We start from the raw sequence: 23,503 nt of genomic DNA, 5'->3' as shown, positions 1-23,503 counted from the left end.
GAGAGTCTTTCAGTGCGAGCGGGCGATGGCCGCCAGCGCGGCCGGATCCAGCACATGGACGGTGTAGCCGGCCACCTGCAGCACACCCTGGCTGGTGAAGCTGCGCATCAGGCGTGACAGCGTCTCAGGGGTGATCGCCAGCTGCGAGGCGATGTCGCGCTTGCGCATGGGCAACTGGATCAGCGCGCGCTCCGGGTGCACCGGATCGGGCTGGCAGCGCTCGTTCAGCCAGGCCGCCAGGCGCGCTGGCGCATCCTTGTGCATCAGGTCATGGGTGTTGACCGCCAGCGCGCGCACCTCGCGCGCGAGTGTGGTCACCAGACGGCGCGCCAGCACCGGGAAGCGCTCCAGCACGCTGCCCATGGCCTCGCGCGAGAGTTCGGCGATCGTGGCGCTGGTCATCGCCCGGCCGTCGATCGCGTGGGGCTCGCCCAGCCAGCCGGCGCTCAGGTCCAGCCAGGCGGGGCCGTGCAGGTGGCGCTCGGTGCGGAAGGCCATGTCGCTGCCGCGCAGGCCCAGGGCCACATCGCCATCGACGACCAGCAGCAGGCCGCGGGGCCGCTCGCCCTGGGCAAAGACCAGCAGACCGGCCGGTACCCGGCGCGGCCGGGTGGCCTCGTTCAGCGCGGAGGCCTCGGCGTGGCCCAAGGCGGCACCGCCAAACAACTGCCCCCACTGGCGGGCATCAGGCAGCATCGACATGCCCGGGCCAAGCGGCGCGGGGGCGGCAGCCACGCGGCTCGAGGCGCGCAGCCGCGTCAGCGGTGCGCGTTCGGTCGGGGGGCTGGGGGGGCTGAGGGTAGGCTGGTCCATGCGGCTCTCGCGGCATTGCAGTCACTGGGTTGCGGTCGAATGTCAGCGAGCATTCACCCCCGTGTGTTGCGCCAGATCAAGCCCACTCCCCGCCAGCGGTTCTACCGCACGAGGTATGCGATCTGGCTCAAATCCTGCGGCCGCGTACCATCGGCTTTCGTGCCATTGAACGACCCGCGCCCATGAAACTGCTTCGCCTCGGCCCCCGCGGCCAGGAACGCCCGGCCCTGCTGGACGCCCAGGGTCACGCCCGTGACCTGAGCGGCCTGCTGCGCGACATCACCCCGCGCACCCTGTCGCCCGAAGGCCTGGCCGCGCTGCGGGCCGTCGATCCGGCCGCGCTGCCGCTGCTGCCCGAAGGCCTGCGCCCCGGCCTGCCCTGGCGCGGCTGCCGCAAGTTCCTGTGCGTCGGCCTGAACTACGCCGACCATGCCGCCGAAGCCGGCATGGCGCTGCCGACCGAGCCGATCCTGTTCACCAAGCAGCTCAGCAGCCTGGTGGGCGCCCAGGACACCGTGGTGCTGCCCCAGGGCGCCACCAAGGGCGACTGGGAGGTGGAGCTGGGCGTGGTGATCGGCCGCACTGCCCGCTGCATCGAGCCCGAGGAGGCGCTGGCCCATGTGGCCGGCTACTGCGTGGTCAACGATGTGTCCGAGCGCAGCTTCCAGCTGGAGCGCGGCGGCACCTGGGACAAGGGCAAGGGCTGCGACACCTTCGGCCCGGTCGGCCCCTGGCTGGTGACCGCCGACGAGGTGCCTGACCCGCAGGCGCTGGACCTGTGGCTGGACGTCAACGGCCAGCGCATGCAGACCGGCAACACCCGCACCATGGTGTTCGGTGTGGCCGCCTTGATCAGCACCATCAGCCGCTACTGCACGCTGCACCCGGGCGACCTGATCGCCACCGGCACGCCGCCGGGCGTGGGCATGGGCATGAAGCCGCTGCCGCGCTTCCTGCAGCCTGGCGACGAGATGCGCCTGGGCATCAGTGGCCTGGGCGAGCAGCGCCTGCCGGTGAAGGCCTGGGACCGGGCGCTGTTCGACGACCAGTGAAGGCCGTGATCAGTCGGGCTTGATCTTCGCCCGCGCGATCACCGGCTGCCAGCGCTTGCGCTCGGTGGCGATGAAGGCCGCGAACTCGGCCGGCGTGCCGCCCACCGCGATCGCGGCGTCCTTGGCCAGGTGCTCCAGCGCGGCGGGCTCGCGCATCGCCTTGCCACAGGCGGCGGCCAGCTTGTCCACCGCGGCCTGCGGCATCGACGAGGGCGCCAGCATGCCGTACCACTGGGTCATCTCGAAGCCCGGCCAGCCCTGCTCGGCCACGGTGGGCACATCGGGCAGCTGAGGCAGGCGCTGGGTGGTGCCGGTGGCAATGCAGCGCAGCTTGCCGGTCTTGATGAACTGCATCACCGCCGGTGCACCCACCGAGGCGGCATCGAGCCGCCCGGCCAGCAGATCGGTCAGCTGCGGGCCGGTGCCTCGGTAGGGCACATGCAGGATGAAGGTCTCGGTGGCCATCTTCAGGTATTCCATCGCCAGGTGGCCGGCGCTGCCGTTGCCGGCCGAGCCGTAGTTCAGCCGGCCCGGCTGCTTCCTGGCCAGCGCGATGAATTCCTTGAGGTTCTTCACCGGCAGGTCGGGGTGCACCAGGTACAGGCTGGGCACCTTGGCCAGCAGGCTGACCGGCTTGAAGTCCTTCAGCGGATCGTAGGGCAGCTTGTCGAAGATGAAGGGGTTCACCGCCAGCGTGCCGATGTGACCCAGGATCACGGTGTGCTGGTCGTCGGCGCGCGCCACTTCGGCCATCGCCACGTTGCCGGCGCCACCAGGTTTGTTGTCGACGAAGACGCTCTGGCCCAGCAGCCGGCTCAGCTCCTGCGCGCTGGCACGGGCCACGATCTCGGAGCTGCCGCCAGGGGCAAAGGGCACGACGAAGCGCACGGCCTTGGACGGCCAGCTGGCCTGGGCCCGTGACAGGGCAGGAAGGAGGCCGGCAGCGGCCAGCGCCAGCGCGTGGCGGCGGTTGAAGGCGGTGGTGTGTTCCATGGCCGGATCATCGCCAAGGCGATCGGCCCAGCGCCGTGGAAACCACGTAGGGACATGCCCGGGGCCCTGGAAGGACAAAAGGCCACCTTGCGGTGGCCTCTCGCGCCGGGGCTTCAGCCCTGGCTGGGTGTTGCGACACCGGTGACGGGTTCCGGCGTTCCGCCCATTGCTGCGGTCGGTTGGGTTTGTCGCAATGGAGATCATTGTGCAGCCACTCCGTGACGGTGGTGTGACGATTAAGCCTGCGGTCGCCCCCCAACTCTCGGGAGCGCCGCACAATCGAGCAATGACTGCTGCGTATTCCGTCACGATCCGCCGCCTGGGCCCCGAGGACGCAGCCGCGCACCGCGCGCTGATGCTGGGCGCCTACCAGCGCGAGCCCGAGGCCTTCACCTCCAGCGTGACCGAGCGCGAACACCTGCCGCTGGACTGGTGGGCGCGCCGGCTGGGGCCGGCCGGCAGCGACGAGCAGGTCTGGGGCGCGTTCATCGGCGAGCAGCTGGTCGGCGCCGCCGGCCTGTCACGCGAGGCACGCGAGCGCACCGCCCACCGCGGCTTCGTGTTCGGCGTGGCGGTCGAGCCCGACCACCGGCGCCAGGGCATCGCACGCCGCCTGGTGCGCACGCTGATGGCCGATGCCCGGACCTGGCCCGGCTTGCGCCTGCTGGAGCTGACCGTCAGCGATGGCAACGCCAGCGCCAGGCGGGTATACGAGGACTGCGGCTTCATCGCCTGGGGCTGCGAGCCGCGTGCGCTGGCGCTGGACGACGGCCGCGAGATCGGCAAATGGCACATGCAGTGGATGCTGCCCGCGCCAGGACGCCGTTTCGCCTTCGCCGACAGCGAGGTCGCCGCGGTCGAGCCGACCACCGGCGGCTGGCGGCTGCGCTTCTCGGCCGCGCAGGTGGCCGAGCAGCGCGACGGTGTCTGGCAGGCCGGCCACCTGGCCCCGGTCGTGCTGGTGCTGCAGACCGCCGCGCCGCCGCCCGCGCTGCTGGGCCGCCTGGCTGAGGGCCGCCTCATCGACGCCCAGGGCCGGGCCTGGCGCGAACTGCCGCTGCCCCAGGCCCTGGAGGGTGCGCTGCGGCTGGAGCTGCAGCTGGCGCGCGGCGAGGCGGTGGTGATCGACGCCCGATCGCTGCGACTGGGCGCACCGCCGCGGGCACGCTGGCGTGAGTCGCTGGCCTGCTGAAACCCCGAGCCGTGAGACCGCCCCTGCCCCTGCCACTGGAGCGCGCCGTACCCACCAGGCGGCAGCCATGAGGGCCGGCACCCGGCGGTCCGCCAACCGCGCCCGGTGGCGCCGGCTGGTCGTGCTGACAGTGGCCCTGACCGCCGGGCCGGGGTTGGCGCTTCCCCCCGAGCGCGACGACATGCCGTCGCGTCGCTTCGGCCAGCTGCCCACGCCCTATGTCATGCCGCTGCTGCGCAACCGCATCATCGAGCGTGCCGATCTGGGCCGCCACGACTGGCGCAGCCACGCCGACGAGAACGACGGCCTGGTCTATACCTGCGCGGCCGGCTTCCTCGACATCGACCACCTGCGCGACGCCGCCGACTGGACCGGCCACCTGTATCGCCTGCTGCGCCGCGAGATCGACCGCGGCGCCACCACCCTGGATGCTGCGGGCTCCGACGGCTCGACCCGCCTGTCGCTGCGCTGGCGGCGGCCCGTGGCCACCGAGGCAGGGCTGGACAACGAGCGCGTGGCAAGCATGGCCTCGCAGCTGGTCTGGTGGATGCTCACCTGGCACGAGGTGCTGACCTGGCTGGGGCAGGAGACGCTGCCGCCCGTCTCCGAGCGCGCCTCGGCCTTCAGCTACGAAGACGGTGTCTCGCACCTGGTCGGGCTGCAGGTGGCCCAGCGCGCACTGCGCCGGCCCGAGCCGTGGGACGTGGCGGTGACACGCGAGCTCGACACCACACTGACCGAACTGGGTGCGGTCGATCGCGACAGCACCTTCGCCGCGCTCGAGCGGGTGCGTGACCGCTGGTGGAACAGCCACCGTGCCTGGCCGAGCAACGGCTTCGTGATGCGGCGCCACCTGGACTCCGGGCTCGACGGCCCGATCAGCGGCTGGCAGGTGGACGGACTCCCGGCCTGCGACGGCGCGCCCGCGCGGCCCTGGACGCTGGACGTGCTGACCACGCCCGGCTGGCAGGTGCAGGCCTGGCTGACCTCGGACTGGGGCCCGCTGCGCGAACGCCTGGCCTGGCCGGCCGGGGCCGGTGCCGACGCCCAGCAGATGCGCATCGAGCTGCCGGCCGGCATGCGCGCGGTGCTCGACACCATCAGCGCCCAGGTGCTGCGCGAACTGGGCCCCAACGCCGACCGCCCCACCGACCCGGCGGCGGCCGGCAGCGCCCCGCGCTGAGTCTGGCTGGGCGGCTCGCCTGCCCTTCCTGCGCGCCGCGGCGTCCTCATCCAACGGCGCTGCGACCTGCCCTAAGCCACCCAGATCGCCCGGAAGTCGTTGACGTTGGTGTGCGTGGGCCCGGTCACGACCAGGTCGTCCAGCGCCTCGAAGAAGCGGTAGGCGTCGTTGCGCGCCAGGTGGTCGGCCGCAGACAGGCCAGCCGCCACGGCGCGGGCCAGCGTGTCGGGGGTGACGATGGCGCCGGCGTTGGTCTCGACGCCATCGATGCCGTCGGTATCGGCCGCCAGCGCCCACACGCCGGCCTGCCCTTGCAGACCCAGCGCGCAGCCGAGCAGGAACTCGGTGGCGCGGCCGCCGCGGCCCCTGGCCTGGCCCGGCGCGCGCGGCCGCACCGTGACGGTGGTTTCACCGCCCGACAGGATCACGCAGGGCCGCGCGAACGGCTGGCCGCGCTGCGCCACCGCGCGCGCCAGCGCGGCGTGCACGCCGCCCACCACCTGCGATTCGCCCTCGATCGCATCGGACAGGATATGCGCCGGCATGCCCATCGCCCGCGCCGCCGCCGCGGCCGCTTCCAGGCTGGCCTGTGGCGTGGCAATGACCTGGACCTGCTGGCGCGCGAAGCAGGCATCACCCGGCTTGGGCGTCTCGAAGGCACCGCTGCGCAGGCCGGCGCGCGCCGCGGGCGGCAGCGGGATGCCCCAGCGTTCACACACCGCCAGCGCGTCGGCGCAGCGGCTGGGATCGGGCACCGTGGGGCCGCTGGCGATGATGGCCGGGTCGTCGCCCGGCACATCGGAGATCAGCAGCGTCACCACCTGCGCGGGCGCGCAGCGCGCAGCCAGCTGGCCGCCCTTGATCGCCGAGCAGTGCTTGCGCACCGTGTTCATCGCCTCGATCGGCGCGCCGCTCTCCAGCAACGCGCGGTTCAGCGCCTGCTTGTCGGCCAGCGTCAGGCCGACCTGCGGCATCGTCAGCAGTGCGGAGCCGCCGCCCGAGATCAGGCACAGCACCAGATCGTCCGCGCCCAGGCCCTGGGCCAGGGCAGCCATGCGTGCGCTGGCAGCCACGCCGGCCTCGTCGGGTACGGGGTGCGCGGCTTCGACGATCTCGATCCGGCCGGCGCCGGGCTGGTACGCCGGCGGCGTGTGGCCGTAGCGGGTGACGACCAGGCCGGTCATCGGAGCGTCGGCAGGCCACAGCGCCTCGACCGCCAGCGCCATCGCCCCGGCCGCCTTGCCGGCGCCCAGCACCACGGTGCGCCCGCGTGGTGGTGGCGGCAGGCGCCCCGGCAGCACCACCGCCGGCTGGGCGCGGGCCACCGCGGCGTCAAACAGCGCGCGCAGCGCGGTGCGTGGATCGGGGCTCACCGCGGCGCCCCCAGCCAGGCCAGCGTGTCCTCGGTGCACGCCGAGGGGAGGTACTCGGCGCCGACCCAGCCGGCATAGCCCAGCCGGTCCAGTTCGGCGAACAGAAAGGCGAAGTTCAACTCGCCGGTGCCCGGCTCATGGCGGCCCGGGTTGTCGGCGAACTGCACGTGGCCGATGCGCGGCAGCAGCCGGCGCAGCGTGGCCGCCAGGTCGCCCTCCATGCGCTGCATGTGGTACAGGTCGAACTGGATGAAGGCGTTGGCGCAGCCGGCTTCGTCGAGCAGCGCGGCGGCCTGCGCGCTGGTGTTCAGCCAGAAGCCCGGCACGTCGCGGGTGTTGATCGGCTCGATCATCAGCATCAGGCCGTGCGCGGCCAGCGCGTCGGCGGCGAAGCGCAGGTTGTCGATGAACAGCGCGTGCGTCTGCGCCTCGGTCTGGCCGGCGCCGGCGCGGCCGGCCAGCAGGTTCAGGCGCGGTGCGCCCAGCGCCTGGGCATAGGCGATGGCGCGCGGCACGCCGGCGCGGAATTCGGCCTGGCGCGTGGCGTCGCAGGCCAGGCCGCGGTCGCCCGCCGCCCAGTCGCCGGCCGGCAGGTTGTGCAGCACGGCGGTGACGCCAGCCGCATCCAGGCTGCGCCGCAGCGCCTGCGCTGGCCAGTCGTAGGGGAACTGGAACTCGACCGCCCGGAAGCCCGCCGCCGCGGCGCGCGCGAAGCGCTCCGGGAACGGCACCTCGGTGAACAGCATCGAGCAGTTGGCGGCGAAACGGGGCATGGCGCGTGCAACACTTGGGGACCCCGCCGACGATAGCAGCCCTGCCCGCCCAAATGACCGACCCCACCCTGCTGATCCGCGACGCCGACGTGGTCGCGACGATGGACGACGAGCGCCGCGAGCTGCCGCGCGCCAGTGTGCTGATCCGCGGCCGCGCGATCGAGGCGATCGGCCCCGCCGACACCCTGCCACGCGAGGCCGACGAGGTGATCGACGCCCGCGGCCATGTGGTGATCCCGGGCCTGGTCAACACCCACCACCACATGTACCAGTCGCTCACGCGGGCGATCCCGGCGGCGCAGGACGCCGAGTTGTTCGGCTGGCTGCGAACGCTCTACCCGATCTGGGCCGGCCTGACGCCCGAGATGGCGCGCGTCAGCGCCCAGGTGGCGATGGCCGAGCTGCTGCTCTCGGGCTGCACCACCAGCAGCGACCACCTCTACCTGTACCCCAACGGCGTGCGGCTGGACGACACGATCGAGGCCGCGGCCAGCATCGGCCTGCGCTTCCATCCCACGCGCGGCAGCATGAGCGTGGGCGAGAGCGCCGGCGGCCTGCCGCCCGACCACCTGGTCGAGCGCGAGGACGCGATCCTGCGCGACACCCGCCGCGTCATCGAGGCCTTCCACGACCCCTCGCGTCATTCGATGCTGCGGGTGGGCGTGGCGCCCTGCTCGCCCTTCAGCGTCAGCCCCGGCCTGATGCGCGACGCCGCCGCACTGGCCCGCGCCACCGGCACGCGCCTGCACACCCACCTGGCCGAGAACGACCACGACCTGGCCTACAGCCGCGAGAAGTTCGGCCAGACCCCCACCGAATACGCCGAGAGCCTGGGCTGGCTGGGCCACGATGTCTGGCACGCCCACTGCGTCAAGCTCGATGCCCACGGCATCGCCCGCTTCGCCGCCACCGGCACCGGTGTGGCCCACTGCCCCTGCAGCAACATGCGCCTGGCCTCGGGCATCGCGCCGGTGCAGCGCCTGCGCAGCGCCGGCGTGCCGGTGGGCCTGGGCGTGGACGGCAGCGCCAGCAACGACGCCGCCCACCTGCTGAACGAGGCGCGGCAGGCGATGCTGCTGGGCCGCGTGGGGCGCGCACTGGAACCCTTCGGCTGCGACCATGGCCCGGCGGAATTCACCGCCCGCGACGCGCTGGAGATCGCCACCCGCGGCGGCGCGCGCGTGCTGGGCCGCGACGACATCGGCCACCTGGCGCCGGGCATGTCGGCCGATCTGGCGCTGTTCGACACCCGCACGCTGGGCTTCGCCGGCGGCGCGGTGCACGACCCGGTGGGCGCGCTGCTGCTGTGCGCCTCGGCCAGCACCGCGTTCACCGTGGTCAACGGCCGGGTGGTCGTGCGTGAAGGCCGTCTGGCCACGCTGGAACTGGAGCCGCTGCTGGAGCGGCACAACGCACTGGCGAGGCAACTGGCCGAAGGAGGCCGCCGATGAGCACGCCATCGATCCTGGTGCTGGTGGCCCATCCGGCGCTGCAGCACTCGCAGGTCAACCGGCCGCTGATGGACGCCGCCCGCGCGGTGCCCGGCGTGCAGGTGCGCGACCTGTACGCGCTCTACCCCGACTACGCGATCGACGTGGCGGCCGAACAGGCCGCGGCGGCGGCCGCCGACCTGATCGTCTGGCAGCACCCGCTGCAGTGGTACTCGATGCCGCCGCTGATGAAGCTGTGGCTGGACGAGGTGCTGGCCTACGGCTGGGCCTACGGCCACGCCGAGGGCCGCAGCACCCGCGCACTGCAGGGCAAGGACCTGTGGCTGGTGCTGAGCACCGGCGGCACCGAGGCCGCCTACCACCCGCAGGGCTACAACCGCTACTTCCTGGATGCCTTCCTGCCGCCCTATGAGCAGACCGCCGCGCTGTGCGGCCTGCGCTTCCTGCCGCCGATGGTGCAGCATGGTGCGCACCAGCTGTCGGCCCAGGCGCTGCAGGCCCATGCGCAGACCTACGCCAGCCGCCTGCGCGACTACCCCGACTGGCCCGAGATCGCCGAGATGAGCGAGTGCCCCGAGTGCCAGGTGCCGCTGCGCGACCGGCCCGCCCAGGAGAACCGCTGATGAACTCGCAGTGGCTGCATGCCGCGCTGATCTACCTGACCGCCGCGGTGCTCTTCGTGCCGCTGGCCAAGCGCTTCGGCCTGGGCTCGATCATCGGCTACCTGGGGGCCGGTGTGGCCATCGGGCCGTTCGGCCTGGGGGTGGTGAAGGACCCCGAATCGATCCTGCACGCCGCCGAGTTCGGCGTGGTGCTGATGATGTTCCTGATCGGCCTGGAGCTGGAGCCGCCGCGGCTGTGGGCGCTGCGCCGGCCGATCTTCGGCTGGGGCACGACCCAGCTGCTGGGCTGCGCGCTGGTGCTGGGCGGTGCCGGCTGGGCGCTGGGCGCGCCGTGGACGATGGCCGTGATCGCCGGCCTGGCGCTGGCGCTGTCGTCTACCGCGGTGTCGCTGCAGATCATGCAGGAGCGCCACCTGCTGCCCACCACGGGCGGCCAGGCGGGCTTCGCGATCCTGCTGCTGCAGGATGTGGCGGCCATCCCCATCCTGGCGCTGATCCCGCTGCTGGGCCAGGGGGCGGCCGGCACCGGCCACCCGGCCTGGGAGGCGCTGAAGGCGGTGGGCGTGATCGCGGCGATCATCCTGGGCGGTCGGCTGCTGCTGCGCCATGCGCTGCGCTGGGTGGCGCGCAGCCGTTCGCCCGAGATCTTCACCGCCGCGGCACTGGGCCTGGTGGTGGGCATTGCCAGCCTGATGGAGGCCGCCGGCCTGTCGATGGCGCTGGGCGCCTTCCTGGGCGGCGTGCTGCTGGCCGAGAGCGAGTACAAGCGCGAGCTGGAGACCGACGTCGAGCCCTTCAAGGGCCTGCTGCTGGGCCTGTTCTTCATGGCCGTGGGCATGTCGATGGACTTTGCCGCGCTGTGGGCCGACCGCTGGCTGGTGCTGGGCCTGCTGCTGGGCTTCCTGGCGCTGAAGGCCGCCGTGATCTGGGCCCTGGCCACGGCCGTGGAGGTGCCGCTGGCCGAGCGACCGGTGCTGACGCTGCTGCTGGCCCAGGGCGGCGAGTTCGCCTTCGTGGTGTTCCAGCAGGCCGAAGGCGCCGGCGTGATCGGCACGCGCCACGGCGCACTGCTGGTGGGCACGGTGGCGCTGTCGATGCTGGTGACACCGCTGCTGCTGGTGCTGATCGATCGCCTGGTGCTGCCCCGCTTCGCCCGCGGCAACGGCGATTCACCGCATGCGCTGGCCGAGCCGCAGGACGCACCGGTGATCATCGCCGGCTTCGGCCGCTACGGACAGGTGATCGGCCGCCTGCTGTACGCCAACGGCATCCGCCCCACCGTGCTGGACCACTCTGCCGAGCAGGTCGAGTTCCTGCGCAAGTTCGGCTTCCGGGTGCACTATGGCGATGCCACCCGGCTGGACCTGCTGCGCCTGGCCGGCGCCGAGCAGGCGCGGGTGCTGGTGATCGCGATCGACGATGTCGAGCAGAGCATCGCGCTGGCCGAGGCCGCCCGCCAGCACTTCCCCCAGCTGACGCTGGTGGCCCGGGCGCGCAACGTGCAGCATTACTACGCGCTGCGCGACCGGGGTGTGGACATGATCGACCGCGAGACCATGGACTCGGCGCTGTTCAGCGCCCGCCGCGTGCTGGAGCAACTGGGCTGGCTGCCCCACCAGGCCCGCCAGCTGGCCATGCGCTACCGCCAGCACCTGGTGGAGCAGATCGAGCGCACGTACCCCCACCACCGCGACGAGCAGGCGCTGGTGTCGATGGCCAAGCAGGGCCGGCAGCAGCTCGAAGAGCTGTTCGCCCAGGAGCGCGAGGCGCTGGCGCAGCGCCAGCGCGCGCCGGGCTGGGACCCGGACGGGCCGCGCTGAGACGCCCGCGCCTCAGGCGCGCCGGATGCCCTCGTCCAGCACGAAGAACTGCGGGTTCAGCGCCGCCATCGGCCCGCGCAGCTTGTCCAGTTCAGCCGCCGGACCATGCACTTCCAGCCGCTGGATGCTGGCGATCTTCAGCGCCTCGCCCAGCAGCTCACCCACGTTGTCCAGGTGGGCCAGCACCGCGGCGGCGTCCACATAGCCTTCACGGCAGTGGGCGGTGTTGCCACTGTAGGAGAAGGCGTAGTGCAGACAGCCCGGTTCGGTGCGCGTCTTCTCGACGAAGCGCGGCCCCAGGGCCTGGAAGTCGTTGAGCCGCCCCTCCTGGACGGTGAAATACGGGACCAGGGTGCAGCAGGTATCGCGCTGGAACATGGTGTCTCCTGTCGGTGTCCGGGTCGAAGCGCCCAGCGCCGATTCTGCGCCTGCGCCGGCGCTTGCGCGAGCATCCTCAGCGCGGCAGCAGGGCCTTGGCCGCGTCGATGCGCAGCGCCAACGGCACCGCCGGATCGTTCATCACGGGCAGCAGGAAGGCCCGCGGGTCGGCGGTGTCGGCGGCGGCTGCGACCGGTACCGCCGCGGGCTGGGCCGGCGGCCGCGGCGGCGTCAGCCGATCGGGCGCCACGCTGCCCAGGCCGGCCGGCAGCGTGGCCTGGCGGGCGTCGCCGGGCAGCGCGGCAGGCCGTCACCCCGCCCCTGCTGCGCCAGCGCCCTGGTGGGCGATGTCAGGTCAGCGGCGCGGCCTCAACCGCGCACGCCTCCCACCTGTGAAGGATCCTTCGGCACGGACCAGTTGGTGCCCTTGATCCAGTCGTCGTGCTCCAGTTGATGGGCGCCACTGCCATCCTCGTTCATCGCCCACAGTTCCACCTCGTCCGTCACCGGATTGAGGATCCACGTCATCATGGTGACATGGTCACCGTCGCCCCAGTTGGTGTCGGCGAACACCAGTCCCTTGAGCGACGGCTTGGGCTTGAGGGCCTCGAAGATGCGGTGGCCGCTGTTGTCGTCGCTGCGCGGCACGCCCTGCTCGTTGAGGGCGGCGTCGACCGCGTCCTTGAGCACGCTCATCCCGGCGTCCTTGCCCTTGGGCAGACGTGCCAGGGCCTTCTTCTTGCCCTCGGCCAGTTGGTCCTGCGGCACCTTCAGTGCTCCCAGTACCTCGTCCAGCCGTCCGTCGACCTCCGACGCAGGCACCGGGGGGGCCACGCGGGCCATCACCGACCTGGACAGGTTGCCCATGGCCTTCTTCTTGCGCTTCGCGACATTGGCGTGCGTGGGCTCAGTCTCGTCCACCGCAGCCTCGATCACCTTGGCCAGCCAGCCGGCACTGACCTCACGCTTGCCCAGGGCCCGCAGCTTGTTCTGGATCGTCGCTCGGACGCTGGCCCGCGTTGTGGAGTTGTACCAACTGATCGCATCGTCCACGATCTGCTGGACCGGGCCATCGATCGGGTCATTCAACGGCAGGCTGACCGCGCGCAGCACCCGATTGCGCGCCTTCTCGTCCTTCTTGAACTGTTCGGCCTTCTCCTGCGGCGTGGCATCGCCTTCGCCGGCCATGTCCCGCAGTCCTGCCGTCCCGGGACGGAAGTTGAAGGCGTGGATGCTGTTGCGCATCAGCGTGCCGGACGACTCCGGCTGCTCGCTGAAGTCCTTCCCGTGGCTCTTGTGCATCGCATCGCTGCGGCCGATCACCCAGGTCATCAGCTGGTCGGGCGTCGGGTTGGTGATGTCCTCGACCTCGATCGCCGTGTCGTGCCCGTAGAACACGCTGATCATGTCACGCGAGCCATGCCCGCCGCCGCCTTGGGGCGCCTTCGCGGGCGCGAGGTCGGCCACCAGCCGGTCGACGAAGCGCTGCGCCAGTGCGCGCTCCGGATCGGATGGAAACACCGCCAGGGCCTGGCGCGCGATCGCATCGAGCGACTTCTTGTAGCTGGCCGGATCGCCCAGCTTGGTCCCGGTCTCGCTGTCCAGCAGCGCCCAGACGCCGCGGCTGGACGATCCGTCGGGGGCGGGCGCCGTCTTGGTCGATGCATCGTAGACGGCCTTCAGCCGCGTCCCCACGAGCCGACTCATTTCGCCACGCAGCGCATTGAAGACCTGCTGCGCATTGGCTCCGCCCGAGCCGCCGCTGGTCAGTGTCGCGTTCGCGGAGGTCAACAGTTGCGAGGTAAGGTCGGACGAGGCGGTCGCGCGCAAGGTCTGGGTGCGTGACTGCGACCGCGAGTCATCCTCGACCAACGAGGCCACGGTGTACTCCCAGGCCCGCAGCAGTCGGTTGTCCTGCTGGCCCTGGAAGGCGGTGCGTGCCGCGTTGTCCAGCTTCTTCGCGTCCTCATCGCCCAGTTGGCGCGCGGCCTTCTGCTGCTTGACCAGGGTGGCGATGATGGTCTGCGGCGCCAGATCACCCTGGTCGGCGCCGCCCAGCAGCTCAGCCAGGGCCCGGTCGATCGCGCCGGCATGCTCCTTGGGCGGCAGGCCCAGTGCATGGAGCACGGCCATGAAGGCCGGCGTCTTGTCCAGACCCGACGCCTCCCGGCGCACCGGCTGAACCTTCTCCAGGTCGGTGGTGCTCATGTCCAGGTTCAACCGGGCTTCGACCGGCTTGCCGTTGAGCGTGCGGGTGATCTTGCCGCTGCTGAACAGCGACTGCAGGTCCTGCAGAAAGCGCGCGGGGTTGCGCGTCTGCGCGCCGATCGCCACCGAGGTCGCAAAGCACGAGCCGGCGTCCGACTGGCGCAGTTGGCTCAGCAGCGCCGCCGTGGCGGCACGGCGCGCATGGGCATCGGTCAGCACCGCATCGTTGGGCAGTCCCAGGGTCGCCCGGATCATGTCGCTCGCCGGACTCTCGGGGGCCGGCGCCCGGATCGCCATCAGCGCTTCGCGCAGTTCGGGCTCGTCACGCAGGCGCTCAAGCATGCGCCGGGTGTGCTTGGACGGCGGCAGGTGGTCGACCCCACTCTCGCCCATGTCCTCGAGCACCGCGCCCAGGCTCTCGTCGGAGCGCGAGAACGGCAGGTCGCGCATCAACTCGGGCAGTTGGTCGATCGACAGCGTGCCGTCCTCGCGCACGATGCGCAAGGCGGCGCTGCGCGACTGCTCGGTGTTGCGCGCGAAGGCCGCGTTCTGCAGGCCGGCGTTGCGGTGCCGGGTTTCTAGATCGCGCAGGTCGCGCATCTCGGTGAAGTCCACCGGCAACGCCCGCTTGGCCACCTGGATCGCCTCGCGGAACTTCGCCAGCTCGGCGGCGGCGGTGCCCAGGTCCCAGTCCTTGAGCAGGCGCGTGATGTCGTTGCGCCAGCGGTCGGCATCCTTGTCCATCGACAGGGGCCAGACATTCGGGTCAGCGCTGTCGTACAGCTCCGCCAGCGTCTGGCGCAGCGTGCTGCCGCGCTCCTGGCAAAGCGCCACCAACTGGTTGAGCTGGTTCAGCGCGACAACGAACTGGCCCTGGGCGACGGCCTCGTCGATGCCATCGAACAACGCCTTGGCCGGTCCCTGGATCGCGGGATCCGTGCGGGCGCGCTGAAGCCGCTCCTCCAGCGCCTGACGACGCGTGCGGTAGAGCCTCTCGGCCTCATCGCGGGGTTGGTCGAGGTCGGCCAGCACGCGGCTTGCACTGAGGGTCCGCAGCGCCTCGGCGATCAGCGCATCGGCGTCCTGCATGGCCTGCACCGCGTCGTCCCAGCGGTGCTGCCGGGCGGCCTCGAGCGTCGCCTTGATCAGCTCGCCGATCTCGGCCAGGCCCGGGGCGCCGCCCAGCTTGAGCTCGGTCAGCGACGCCGTCGTGCCCTTGGCCCACTCCGTGAAGAAGGCCGTCTGCTCACTGAACGCCTGCGCCGTGGACTGCCGGACCTCGTCGCTGCGCTGATCGGTCAGGGCCGCCAGCAGCTTGTCGTTGGCGCCGTCCATCAGGCGGGCAGCGGTCTCGAAATCACCCTTGGCCGATTGCTCCAGGGCCTGCTTGACTGCCGCGGCAATCGTCTCGATATCGGGGTGGCTGCCGTTCTTCAGGCGCAACAGCTCCGGCGCCAGGCCATTGGCCCAGTCGCTGAACAGCTGGCGTTGGCGCTCGTCGGCATGCCCCTGGCTCGCGCGCGACAGCTCGGGCGCGCGGGCCTCGGTGCGGGCGCGGATCAGCAGCGCGTCGAAGTCCTCCATCGCGGTGACCGCTTCGCTCCAGCGACGACCGCGGGCATGTTCCAGCGCCGCCTGCATCAGCCGGGTCAGCTCCGCCAGGTGGGGTGACCCTGCAGCCTTGAGCTGCGACAGCTCCAGTGCCTGCGGCTGCGCCCAGTCGGTGACGTGGCGTGTGGCGGCAGCCAGCGCATCCCGGGCGGATTCCAGGACCTCGCGCAGCGGCGCGAGCGCATCGCCAAAACGGCGTTCGCCAGCCAGCCGGCCGGCCTCGGTGAAGGCCTGGCGCAGCGCATCGGCGGGCGCGTCCGGCGCCACCAGTGCGGCATTGAGCAGCGGCGCCACCTCCTGCAGCAGCTGTCGGTAGGCCTGCTCCTGGTTGGCCTGTTCACCGTACAGCGGCTGCGGGTTGGACACGCCCGGATCGTCCTCGTCGAGCTCATCGTCGATCTGGGCCCCGCCCCCGCGCACCACCAGCTTGACATTGAGGCCCGTGAGCGCCTTGATCGCCTCCTTGAGCCGCTTGCCCAGACCCGGCGGCGGCACCTGCTCCAGCAGATCGAAGACAGTGATGCCTTCCTCCCCGTAGCAGTCGCCCTTGAGGATGGCACCGCTGCCGGTGCGCGCGTCCTTGGCCCGCTGCACATGGGCGGGTGAGATCGCGGTGCGCGAGATGAACAGTCCGGGCGGCTTGCCCTGGGCGACGACAAAGTGCCAGGGGGCCTCGACCTTCAGTCGCCGCACCCGGGGCAGCACCGCCAGCAGCAGCTCGCCGAGCTTGGCGCCCTCGTCAACCTCGCTGTCGTCGTCCTCCAGGCGCTTCTCGACCTGCTTTTCGGCGTCCTTGATCGCCGCCAGCATCGCGTCGAGGTATTTGCACAGCTCCTTGTTCGAGGACTGCTTGGCGCGCAGCTTGCCGACCTTGTCGCGCAGCTCGTCGAGGGCCTTCAGCTGGCCCGCATGGTCCTTCCGGGCAGCGCATTTGTCGATGTCGCGCAGCAATTCGGAGAGGCCCGTGGCGGACAGCTTGTCGTGCTTCTTGAGCTCCTTTTTCCACTCGCTCTCGGACAGGTAATCGGCCATGGCATCGCTCCTCGTACGAAGTGGGGCAGGCCCCGCCGGAGACTGGCGCGCCCGCTGTCCAGCGGCAGTATAGGAATCCGCGAGCCGCGCTGGCGATTAGCGCCGTTAGCGCTGGCTGTGCCGGGTCCCCGGCCGACGACGGATGCGACGCCGCCTGCGGCCACCGGGCAACGCGTCAGCGCGGCAGCAGGGCCTTGGCGGCGTCGATGCGCAGCGCCAGCGGCACCGCCGGATCATTCATCACCTGCAGCAGGAAGGCCCGCGGGTCGGTCGCGGCGGTGACCGCCGTGACCGCCGTGACCGCTGTGGCCGCGGGCTGGGCCGTCGGCTGCAGCGGCGTCAGCCGATCGGCCGACACGCTGCCCAGGCCGGCCAGCAGCGTGGCCTGGCCGTCGTCGCCGGGCGGCACGTCCAGCCAGGGCGTCTGGGCGAACAGCGGCGCCAGGTCGGGCGCCACGAAGGCCGACCAGCGGTCCTCGCCAGGCAGCACAGCCCCGGGTCGCGGCGCGGCCTGACCGTCGCGCGGCCAGCCGCCCACCCGGGCGGCCTGGGACGCCGGCAGGAAGCGTTCGCGCAGCGCGGCCAGCAGGGCCTGCGCGGTGGCGGCGTCCACCGGCTCGGCCAGCGAGAACCACAGCTGCAGCGCGTCGCCCGACACCGCGATCGCCGGCGCCGGCCAGCCCAGCGTGTCCTGCACACCGCGCCACAGCGTGCCCATGGCCGCCCAGTCGGCCGGGGCGGGCCAGTCCAGCACCAGCGCGCGGGTGCGGCCGTGGGGGTCGATCAGTGCGCCGGTGGCGTCGGCCGAGAACAGGCGCGTGAACTCGGCATCCCGTCGGGTCATCGGAGCGTTCATGGCGCAAGATTGTCGCAATACCGGGCCACGCAGGCACGCGATTCGCTAAGCTCAACCCATGACCCTCACCGCCTATGTACTGATCGGCAGCCCGCGCACCCGCAAGTCCACGCTGCTGCGCTGCCTGACCGGCTGCTACAGCCGCAATCTGCGCGACATCGAACTGACCAGCGGCCAGACCGTGCGCCTGTATGCCCGCGTCTCGGCGCTGCAGGACACGCGCACCCCGCCGCAGGACTTCATCGCCGAGGTGCAGCGCCAGCGCTGCACCCACACCGCGTTCATCCTGTCACCGCAGGGCAGCCCGCTGGACCCGCAGGGCCTGCCCGACGCCCAGGCCTACCTGGAGGCCTTCGGCCGCGCCGGCTGGCGCATCGAGAAGATCGCCGTGCTGGGCGCCGACCCCATCAAGCCGCAGGTCCCGACCCGCGGCGCCGTGGCGCGCTTCCCCAATGTGCTGCACCAGCCGGTCAATGCCAGCGCCGCGCTGCTGCGCCAGCATTTCGGCTGGCGCTGATCAGGCCAGCGGCAGGCTCAGCACGAAGCTGACGCCGTCCGCCTCGTTGCGGGCCACGATGGTGCCGCCCATCTTGGCCATCCAGGTGCGGGCGACGAACAGGCCCTGGCCCCGGCTGCCCGAATCGGCCGGCGCATCCGACACGCCGTACTCGAAGATGCGCTCGAGCTGGGCCGGCTCGATCTGCGGTCCCTGGTTGTGCAGGCGCAGTTCCGCCCGCTGCCCGGCACGCTGCAGTTGCATCGTGATCGGTGTGCCCGGCCAGCGGTGGCGCGCGGCATTGCGCAGCACGTGGGTGACCACGTCCTCCAGCGCGTAGTCATCGCCCTGCACCGCCAGCGGACCACCGGGTCCTTCGTAAGCCACCGCGTCGATGCCGGCATGCGGCGCGTTCTCGGCCACCTGGCGCAGGAACTGGTCCAGGTCCAGGGCGCTGAGGCCCAGCGCGGTGGCCTGGAAGGCCTCGGTCGGCGAGGCCTGGCCGTACAGCACGCGCACCGCCTGCTGCATGCGCTGGATGTAGCGGTGGCTGGGATCGGCCGGATCGCCGTGCAGCGCCAGCAGCGACTGCAGCGGCGACAGGATCTCGTGACCGACCGCATGCCACTGGTCCTTTTCCTGCCGGGCGCGAATGTGCTCGCGGTGCACATCCTCGTTGACGCGCTGCATCAGCTCGGCCAGCGTGCCTGCCAGCACCCCCAGCTCGTCGCTGCCGCGCAGCTCGGCCACGTCGAGGCGGATCTCGCCGCCCTCCTTGACGTCGCGACGCACCGCCGCGGCACGCCGGGTCAGCAGCGTGATGCGGCGGATCACCCGCAGCTCGATCGCCGCCCAGGTCAGGCCGATGGCCAGCAGCAGCGCGCCCACGAACCAGGCGGTGCGGGTGGCGACGCGGCCCAGGGCGCGATCCACCCCGCGGCGATCGCCCGTCAGCTGCAATTCATAGCGGCCGGTGGGTGTCGTCACGGTGTCGCTGGCCTGCAGCGGCGCCGGGTTGTCCTGCACCGGCAGGGCGCGAATCAGCCGCTCCAGCAGCGGTAACAGCGGCTGCGCGAGGTCCTCCGGCCCACTGAGCAGCGCCACCTCGGTGGCACGGCCCGGCCCCAGACGCCGCACCCGCAGTGATTCACCCGGCTGCAGCAGCCGCGCCAGCTCGGCCAGCGTGAAGGGCGGTGTGGCGCCGGGCTGGTCGGAATCGAACAGCGGCGCCGCGGCGTCATCGCCCGGGCCGAGCAGGCGCAGGTGCACCTCGATGCGGTCCAGGTCGGCCGGCGGCCAGACCGGTCGGCCGCGCGCGGCCTGCAGGTCCTCGCGGAACAGCTCCACCGGCAGGCGCAGCGAGTAGTAGCTGCGCCGCAGGCAGTCGTCGGCGCTGCCGCCATCGATGCAGCGCGCGTCCTGCCACAGCCAGCCGCGGAAGTCGCGCTGCGGGCGGTCGGCGACGGTGCCGGCCTCGACCGCGAAGCCGGTCAGCTTGCCGCGCCCGGCACCGGCCCCGGCATCGGCCGGCAGCTCGTAGGGCGCCAGCCAGCGCCACTCGCGGCCGCGCATCGCCACCCGCACCTGGGCGCGGTGGGCGTGGCTGAAGTCGGTGTCGCCGGGGGCGCGCGCCGCCAGCGGGCCCAGCGGCAGCTGCCCCACCAGGTACAGGAAGCCGCCGGCCGCCGGGTTGGAGCCCACCGCCGCGCACAGCTGCACCGCATCGGCGTACTGCAGCGCGCAGCCGGCCATCTCCACCGCCTGCTGTGCCTTGGCGCGGTCGTCGAAGTCGATCGCGCCGAAGGGCAGCACCAGCGGCCGCAGCGGCGGCCCGGGCCGTGCCTCGGGGTTCATCAGGGCCAGCTGGCCGGTGGGGTGGCGCAGCCTCGCACCGATCTGCGCCAGCGTCTGGTCCACACCGTCGCGCCGGCTGCGCCAGGCCCGCTCCTTTTCCTCGGCCAGCAGCGTCAGCGCCAGTCCCAGCACGGCCAGCGCCAGCAGCGCGAAGGCGGCGCGGAAGAAGAAGCGCAACCGCAGCGGGATGCGCGGGCGCAGGCGGATCATCCCCAGCGGAACCCGCGCATCGGGATGTTGGCGATGCCGTCGAAGGCGGGATCGATCTCGCGCAGGGCATCACGGATGGTGCTGACGTGCTTGCGGATGTTGTCGCGGTTGCGGCCGCTCTTGACCACCTGGTAAAGCTCGTCGTAGCTGACCACCTCGCCCTTGCGCGCCAGCAGCGCGGCCAGGATGCGCTGCGCCGTCAGCGGCAGGTTGACCTTCTGGCCGCGCCAGATCGCGGCGCCCTGGCGCAGCGGGTCGATCAGCACCGCGTCGGGGTCGGCCGCCGCCGCTGCAGCGGCGGGCGTGCGGTCACGCGTGGCGCGCAGGATGTCCAGGAAGGTCTCGACGAAGTCAGCCTCCTCGAAGGTGGATTTCTGCAGGTAGTCCCAGGCGTCCAGCGCCTTCATGATGCTGCGGTAGATGGCCGCCGGCATGGCCGAGACCACCAGCACCGGCGTGCCCGCGTGGCGCTTGTTGATCGCATTGATCAGCGCGACGCCGGCATTGCGCTCGCGGCCCAGTTCGATGTCGAGCAGCACCAGGTCGTAGCGCTCGCGGGCCAGCGCGGCGTCGGCGCTGTCGCGGTCGAACCAGCAATCGATCTGCGCATCCGGGCGGGCGCCGGCGATCCAGCCGCAGAGCTGGCGGCTGGTGGGGGGATCGTCCTCGATGACGGCGATGCGGACCATGCGGCTGATTATCCCGGTGCCCTGCGGCCGGCGGTGTGAAGCTTTCTTCCGGGCAACGGAGCAAAGACGCCCCGGCGGTGCCTGTTGCCTTCCGGGCGGGCTGCGAAGAATGGCTTCCAGGCCGTGAGGACACGGCCACCCACCCAAGGAAGCCTGCACATGGACACCCCCCGCACCGCCCGTTTTCCCCGCCTGAACCGCCTGGCCGGCGCCATCGGCCAGGGCCTGACCCGAGGCTGGCAGCACAGCCTCGCAATGGGCCGGCACGCCACCCAAGGCCTGCTGGGCGGGCGAGCCTGGTGGCTGGGCGGCGCGGTGCTGGCCGGCACGGCCTGGCTGCTGGTGCAGCACCCGCCGCTGCAGCCGATCCCGCGCGGCGAGGTCGGCCTGCGCACGAATGCGCTGACCGGTGGCATCACCGAACTGCGCGAGGGCAGCGCCGTGGTGCTGCCCGGCCTGCACCAGCTGCGTCTGTACCCGCTGCGCGACGCGATCTACCACCCCAGCGGCAGTGCCCGCGCGGACGGTCCGGCGCCCTTCCAGAGCATCGAGGGTCTGTCGCTGGGCGTCGACATCGCGGTGCGCTACGCGCCGGACCCGGCCCAACTGGTCAGCGCATCCACCCGGTGGCCGGAGGACGTCGGCGCCGGCCTGGTCCAGCCGGCGGTGCAGGGCGTGGTCTACAAGAGCTTCTCGCGCTACACGGTGCGCGAGATCTTCTCGACCAAGCGCGCGCAGATCCAGGCCGAGATCGAGGCCGAGCTGAAGCCCCGTCTGGCCGCTGAAGGCATCCTGCTGCGCAGCGTCCAGCTTGGACAGGTGGACCTGCCAGCCGACTACAAGCGCGGCATGGACGCGCTGCTGTCGGCCGAGCTGGCCACCGAGCAGATGCGCTACACGCTGGCGCTGAAGGAAAGGCAGGTCGAGCAGACCGCGCTGGAAGCCCAGGCCGCCAAGGTGCGCCGCGAGAAGGACGCCGAAGCGGCGGCGCGCGAGCAGGTCATCGCGGCCCAGGCCCAGGAGGAGGCCATGCGGCATGTGCTGCCCTTCAAGCAGAAGCAGATCGAGCAGCGCGCGCTGGAGGCCGAGGCCGAGAAGACCGCCCGCATCAAGGGCGCCGAGGCCAGCGCCCAGGCGCGCCGCATCGAGAGCCAGGGCGAGGCCGACTCGCGCCAGAAGCTGGCCGACGCCGAGGCCTACCGCCTGCAGAAGGTGGGCCAGATCAATGCCGAACAGATGGCCCGCGAGGGCGCGCTGCTCAGCCGCCACCCGCTGCTGATCCAGAAGACCATGGCCGACAAGCTCAGCGACAAGGTGCAGGTCATCATCGCGCCGCCGCCCGCCAACGGCGACTTCATCGGCGCCGCGCTGCTGGGCGGCCCGAAGAGCGTGGCCACCGCCGCGGCCGACACGGCGGCCGACAACGCCGACGAGGTGCACTGAGATGCCTGCCACCACCCTGGCGGCCGCCACGCTGGCCGCGCTGGCCCTGGTCGGCCCGGACGGCGCCGCGCTGCGTGCCAGCCCGCACGACAACGCCGCCCTGCATGCCCAGCTGACACCCGGCGACACGCTGGAGCTGCGCGGCGAACGCCTGGACCACTGGCAGGTCTGGGACCACCGGCGCGAGCGCGGCGGCTTCGTCAAGCGCAGCCAGCTGCGCGTCATCGGCAGCGGTCCGCAGGACGCACCCGGCCTGCTGGCCGTGCTGCGCTTCCTGCGCGACCAGCCGGGCGCCGAGTCGCTGGCCATCGGCTACGCGGCGGCCTATCTGCAGGCGGTGCCGGCGCGCGAACTGGGCAGCGAGCCGTTCGAGCTGATCGGCACCCTGGCCGAGCGCCTGGCCCGACGCGCCAGCGCGGCCGGCGCCAGCGACCCTCGCCTGGCCGCCCAGCTCGACGCGGTCGCCGCCTATGGCGTGCGCCTGCAGGGGATGGAGCGCGACGGCCGCATGCGCCTGTGCTACGACGGTGCGGCCTGGCGTCAGGTGCTGGCCATGCCGCAAGCCGGCCCGGAAGCACGCGGCCGCGCCGTACTGGGCCTGAGCCGTCCGGAATGCATCGATCCCGCCCTGCCGGTGGTGGAGCAGGACGCCCAACTGCGCCAGCACGCCACGCTGCTGGGCAGCCTGCCCGACAGCGCCGTCGCCACCCTGCCCACCGAGCTGCGCCAGCGGCTGCAGATGCGCCGCGCCGCCGTGTGGTCGGCGCTGGCCTTCCAGCAGGCACGCCGGGGCGAGGACATGCGGTCCGCCGGCGAACAGGCGGGCGCCGCGCTGGCCGCGGTGGACAAGGCCCAGTTGCCCGACGAGGACCAGGCCGACTACACCGAAGCCGCCGTGCGGGTTGGCGCCAGCCGCTGGGCCGCCCAGGCACCGATCGCGACGCCGGCCAGCAGCCACGCGCGCTTCATCACCCGCCCTGGCCGTCCCGGCGAGACCTGCGTGCTGCTCATCGATGCAGCGCATGCCGAGGCCGATCCCCTGCTGCGCCGCTGCACCTGGGGCGTGGCCTGGGCCGCTTCGGCGGCCAGCCACCCCCGGGGCGAGGCAGCGACCATCGCCGTGCAACCGCTGGCCACCTGGCGCGAGCTGTGGCTGGCCCGGCGCACCGCGCAAGGCTGGACCCTGGAGGTGCTGCCACCGGTGGCCGGCAACCCGCTGGGGGAGGACCTGGGCTATGTCGAAGCCGCCGGCTGGACGGCGGAGCCGACGCCCCGTCTGCTGCTGGCCCGCGAAGCCCGCACCGACGGCCGCTGGCAACGCCGCTTCGAGGTGGTGCAGACCGCCGATCTGAGCGTGGAGCGGCAGGCCTCGACGCCGGACCTGCTGCTGGCCTTCAAGCGCTGGGCCGATCCGGTCTGGCGGCGCGACAGCGTGGCGCTGCGCTGAGCCCCC

19 protein-coding genes are annotated in these 23,503 nt (G+C 72.2%); 9 read left to right on the top strand and 10 right to left on the bottom strand.

The genetic code is table 11. From position 1 onward, the window contains the following. Nucleotides 1-9 precede the first annotated feature (9 nt). Complete coding sequence (locus tag KAK07_RS00525; RefSeq protein ID WP_247664194.1) at nt 10-813, bottom strand: Crp/Fnr family transcriptional regulator; 804 nt, start codon at nt 811-813, stop codon at nt 10-12. A 182-nt stretch (nt 814-995) separates the two neighbouring features. Here KAK07_RS00525 and KAK07_RS00520 point away from each other — a divergent pair, with 182 nt between their 5' ends. After that, nucleotides 996-1,865 (top strand): fumarylacetoacetate hydrolase family protein, encoded by an 870-nt coding sequence (locus KAK07_RS00520; RefSeq protein WP_210851829.1) that lies wholly within the window; start codon nt 996-998, stop codon nt 1,863-1,865. 9 nt (nt 1,866-1,874) lie between these two features. Here the strand turns inward: KAK07_RS00520 and KAK07_RS00515 are convergent, their stop codons facing one another. Further along, a complete protein-coding gene (locus KAK07_RS00515) occupies nt 1,875-2,858 on the bottom strand; it encodes a Bug family tripartite tricarboxylate transporter substrate binding protein (RefSeq protein WP_210851828.1) in 984 nt (327 codons plus the stop codon). A gap of 286 nt (nt 2,859-3,144) precedes the next feature. Here KAK07_RS00515 and KAK07_RS00510 point away from each other — a divergent pair, with 286 nt between their 5' ends. Both KAK07_RS00510 and KAK07_RS00505 read left to right on the top strand, forming a co-directional pair. Beyond that, on the top strand, nt 3,145-4,050 hold the full coding sequence (locus tag KAK07_RS00510) for a GNAT family N-acetyltransferase (RefSeq protein ID WP_210858369.1): 906 nt from the start codon (nt 3,145-3,147) through the stop codon (nt 4,048-4,050). Between the two features lie 67 nt (nt 4,051-4,117). Continuing rightward, complete coding sequence (locus tag KAK07_RS00505; RefSeq protein ID WP_210858361.1) at nt 4,118-5,233, top strand: DUF4056 domain-containing protein; 1,116 nt, start codon at nt 4,118-4,120, stop codon at nt 5,231-5,233. 71 nt (nt 5,234-5,304) lie between these two features. Here the strand turns inward: KAK07_RS00505 and KAK07_RS00500 are convergent, their stop codons facing one another. Then, nucleotides 5,305-6,606: a glycerate kinase type-2 family protein gene (locus KAK07_RS00500; protein ID WP_310740680.1), complete on the bottom strand. Its 1,302-nt coding sequence runs from the start codon at nt 6,604-6,606 to the stop codon at nt 5,305-5,307. After that, on the bottom strand, nt 6,603-7,379 hold the full coding sequence (hyi, locus tag KAK07_RS00495) for a hydroxypyruvate isomerase (RefSeq protein WP_210858359.1): 777 nt from the start codon (nt 7,377-7,379) through the stop codon (nt 6,603-6,605). The genes KAK07_RS00500 and hyi overlap by 4 nt, the downstream gene beginning before the upstream one ends. Before the next feature lie 53 nt (nt 7,380-7,432). On the opposite strand from hyi, the gene KAK07_RS00490 reads away from it, so the two are divergent. The 3 genes from KAK07_RS00490 to kefC are packed head-to-tail and all read left to right on the top strand — an operon-like array spanning nt 7,433 to nt 11,273. After that, nucleotides 7,433-8,830, top strand: coding sequence for an 8-oxoguanine deaminase (locus KAK07_RS00490; protein WP_210858357.1), 1,398 nt, complete (start codon nt 7,433-7,435; stop codon nt 8,828-8,830). Next, a complete protein-coding gene (kefF, locus tag KAK07_RS00485) occupies nt 8,827-9,453 on the top strand; it encodes a glutathione-regulated potassium-efflux system oxidoreductase KefF (protein ID WP_210854738.1) in 627 nt (208 codons plus the stop codon). Before KAK07_RS00490 ends, kefF begins: the two co-directional genes overlap by 4 nt. After that, nucleotides 9,453-11,273, top strand: coding sequence for a glutathione-regulated potassium-efflux system protein KefC (gene kefC, locus KAK07_RS00480; protein ID WP_210858356.1), 1,821 nt, complete (start codon nt 9,453-9,455; stop codon nt 11,271-11,273). The genes kefF and kefC overlap by 1 nt, the downstream gene beginning before the upstream one ends. A 12-nt stretch (nt 11,274-11,285) precedes the next feature. Here kefC and KAK07_RS00475 read toward each other — a convergent pair whose 3' ends face one another. The 4 genes from KAK07_RS00475 to KAK07_RS00460 all read right to left on the bottom strand — a co-directional run bounded on the left by KAK07_RS00475 (nt 11,286) and on the right by KAK07_RS00460 (nt 17,358). After that, a complete protein-coding gene (locus KAK07_RS00475) occupies nt 11,286-11,651 on the bottom strand; it encodes a putative quinol monooxygenase (RefSeq protein ID WP_210854741.1) in 366 nt (121 codons plus the stop codon). Between the two features lie 76 nt (nt 11,652-11,727). Next, on the bottom strand, nt 11,728-11,901 hold the full coding sequence (locus KAK07_RS00470; RefSeq protein ID WP_210858354.1) for a hypothetical protein: 174 nt from the start codon (nt 11,899-11,901) through the stop codon (nt 11,728-11,730). A 119-nt stretch (nt 11,902-12,020) separates the two neighbouring features. Continuing rightward, on the bottom strand, nt 12,021-16,502 hold the full coding sequence (locus KAK07_RS00465; protein WP_210858351.1) for an AAA family ATPase: 4,482 nt from the start codon (nt 16,500-16,502) through the stop codon (nt 12,021-12,023). Between the two features lie 175 nt (nt 16,503-16,677). Continuing rightward, nucleotides 16,678-17,358: a hypothetical protein gene (locus tag KAK07_RS00460; RefSeq protein ID WP_210858350.1), complete on the bottom strand. Its 681-nt coding sequence runs from the start codon at nt 17,356-17,358 to the stop codon at nt 16,678-16,680. Between the two features lie 58 nt (nt 17,359-17,416). On the opposite strand from KAK07_RS00460, the gene KAK07_RS00455 reads away from it, so the two are divergent. Next, the gene (locus tag KAK07_RS00455; RefSeq protein ID WP_210854744.1) at nt 17,417-17,875 is read left to right on the top strand and encodes a hypothetical protein; all 459 of its coding nucleotides are present in this window, start codon (nt 17,417-17,419) and stop codon (nt 17,873-17,875) included. On the opposite strand, the gene KAK07_RS00450 is transcribed toward KAK07_RS00455, so the two are convergent. Together KAK07_RS00450 and KAK07_RS00445 are read right to left on the bottom strand one after the other, a co-directional pair. After that, a complete protein-coding gene (locus KAK07_RS00450; protein WP_210858349.1) occupies nt 17,876-19,918 on the bottom strand; it encodes a sensor histidine kinase in 2,043 nt (680 codons plus the stop codon). Further along, on the bottom strand, nt 19,915-20,607 hold the full coding sequence (locus tag KAK07_RS00445; RefSeq protein WP_210854747.1) for a response regulator transcription factor: 693 nt from the start codon (nt 20,605-20,607) through the stop codon (nt 19,915-19,917). The genes KAK07_RS00450 and KAK07_RS00445 overlap by 4 nt, the downstream gene beginning before the upstream one ends. Nucleotides 20,608-20,766: 159 nt before the next feature. On the opposite strand from KAK07_RS00445, the gene KAK07_RS00440 reads away from it, so the two are divergent. Both KAK07_RS00440 and KAK07_RS00435 read left to right on the top strand, forming a co-directional pair. After that, nucleotides 20,767-22,050: an SPFH domain-containing protein gene (locus KAK07_RS00440; protein ID WP_210858348.1), complete on the top strand. Its 1,284-nt coding sequence runs from the start codon at nt 20,767-20,769 to the stop codon at nt 22,048-22,050. A gap of 1 nt (nt 22,051) precedes the next feature. Further along, nucleotides 22,052-23,497, top strand: coding sequence for a hypothetical protein (locus KAK07_RS00435; protein WP_210854750.1), 1,446 nt, complete (start codon nt 22,052-22,054; stop codon nt 23,495-23,497). Nucleotides 23,498-23,503: the final 6 nt, after the last annotated feature.

The organism is Ideonella alba (assembly GCF_018069875.1).
Classification (GTDB): Bacteria; Pseudomonadota; Gammaproteobacteria; order Burkholderiales; family Burkholderiaceae_C; genus Ideonella; species Ideonella alba.
This window is presented reverse-complemented; position numbering and strand designations above follow the sequence as displayed.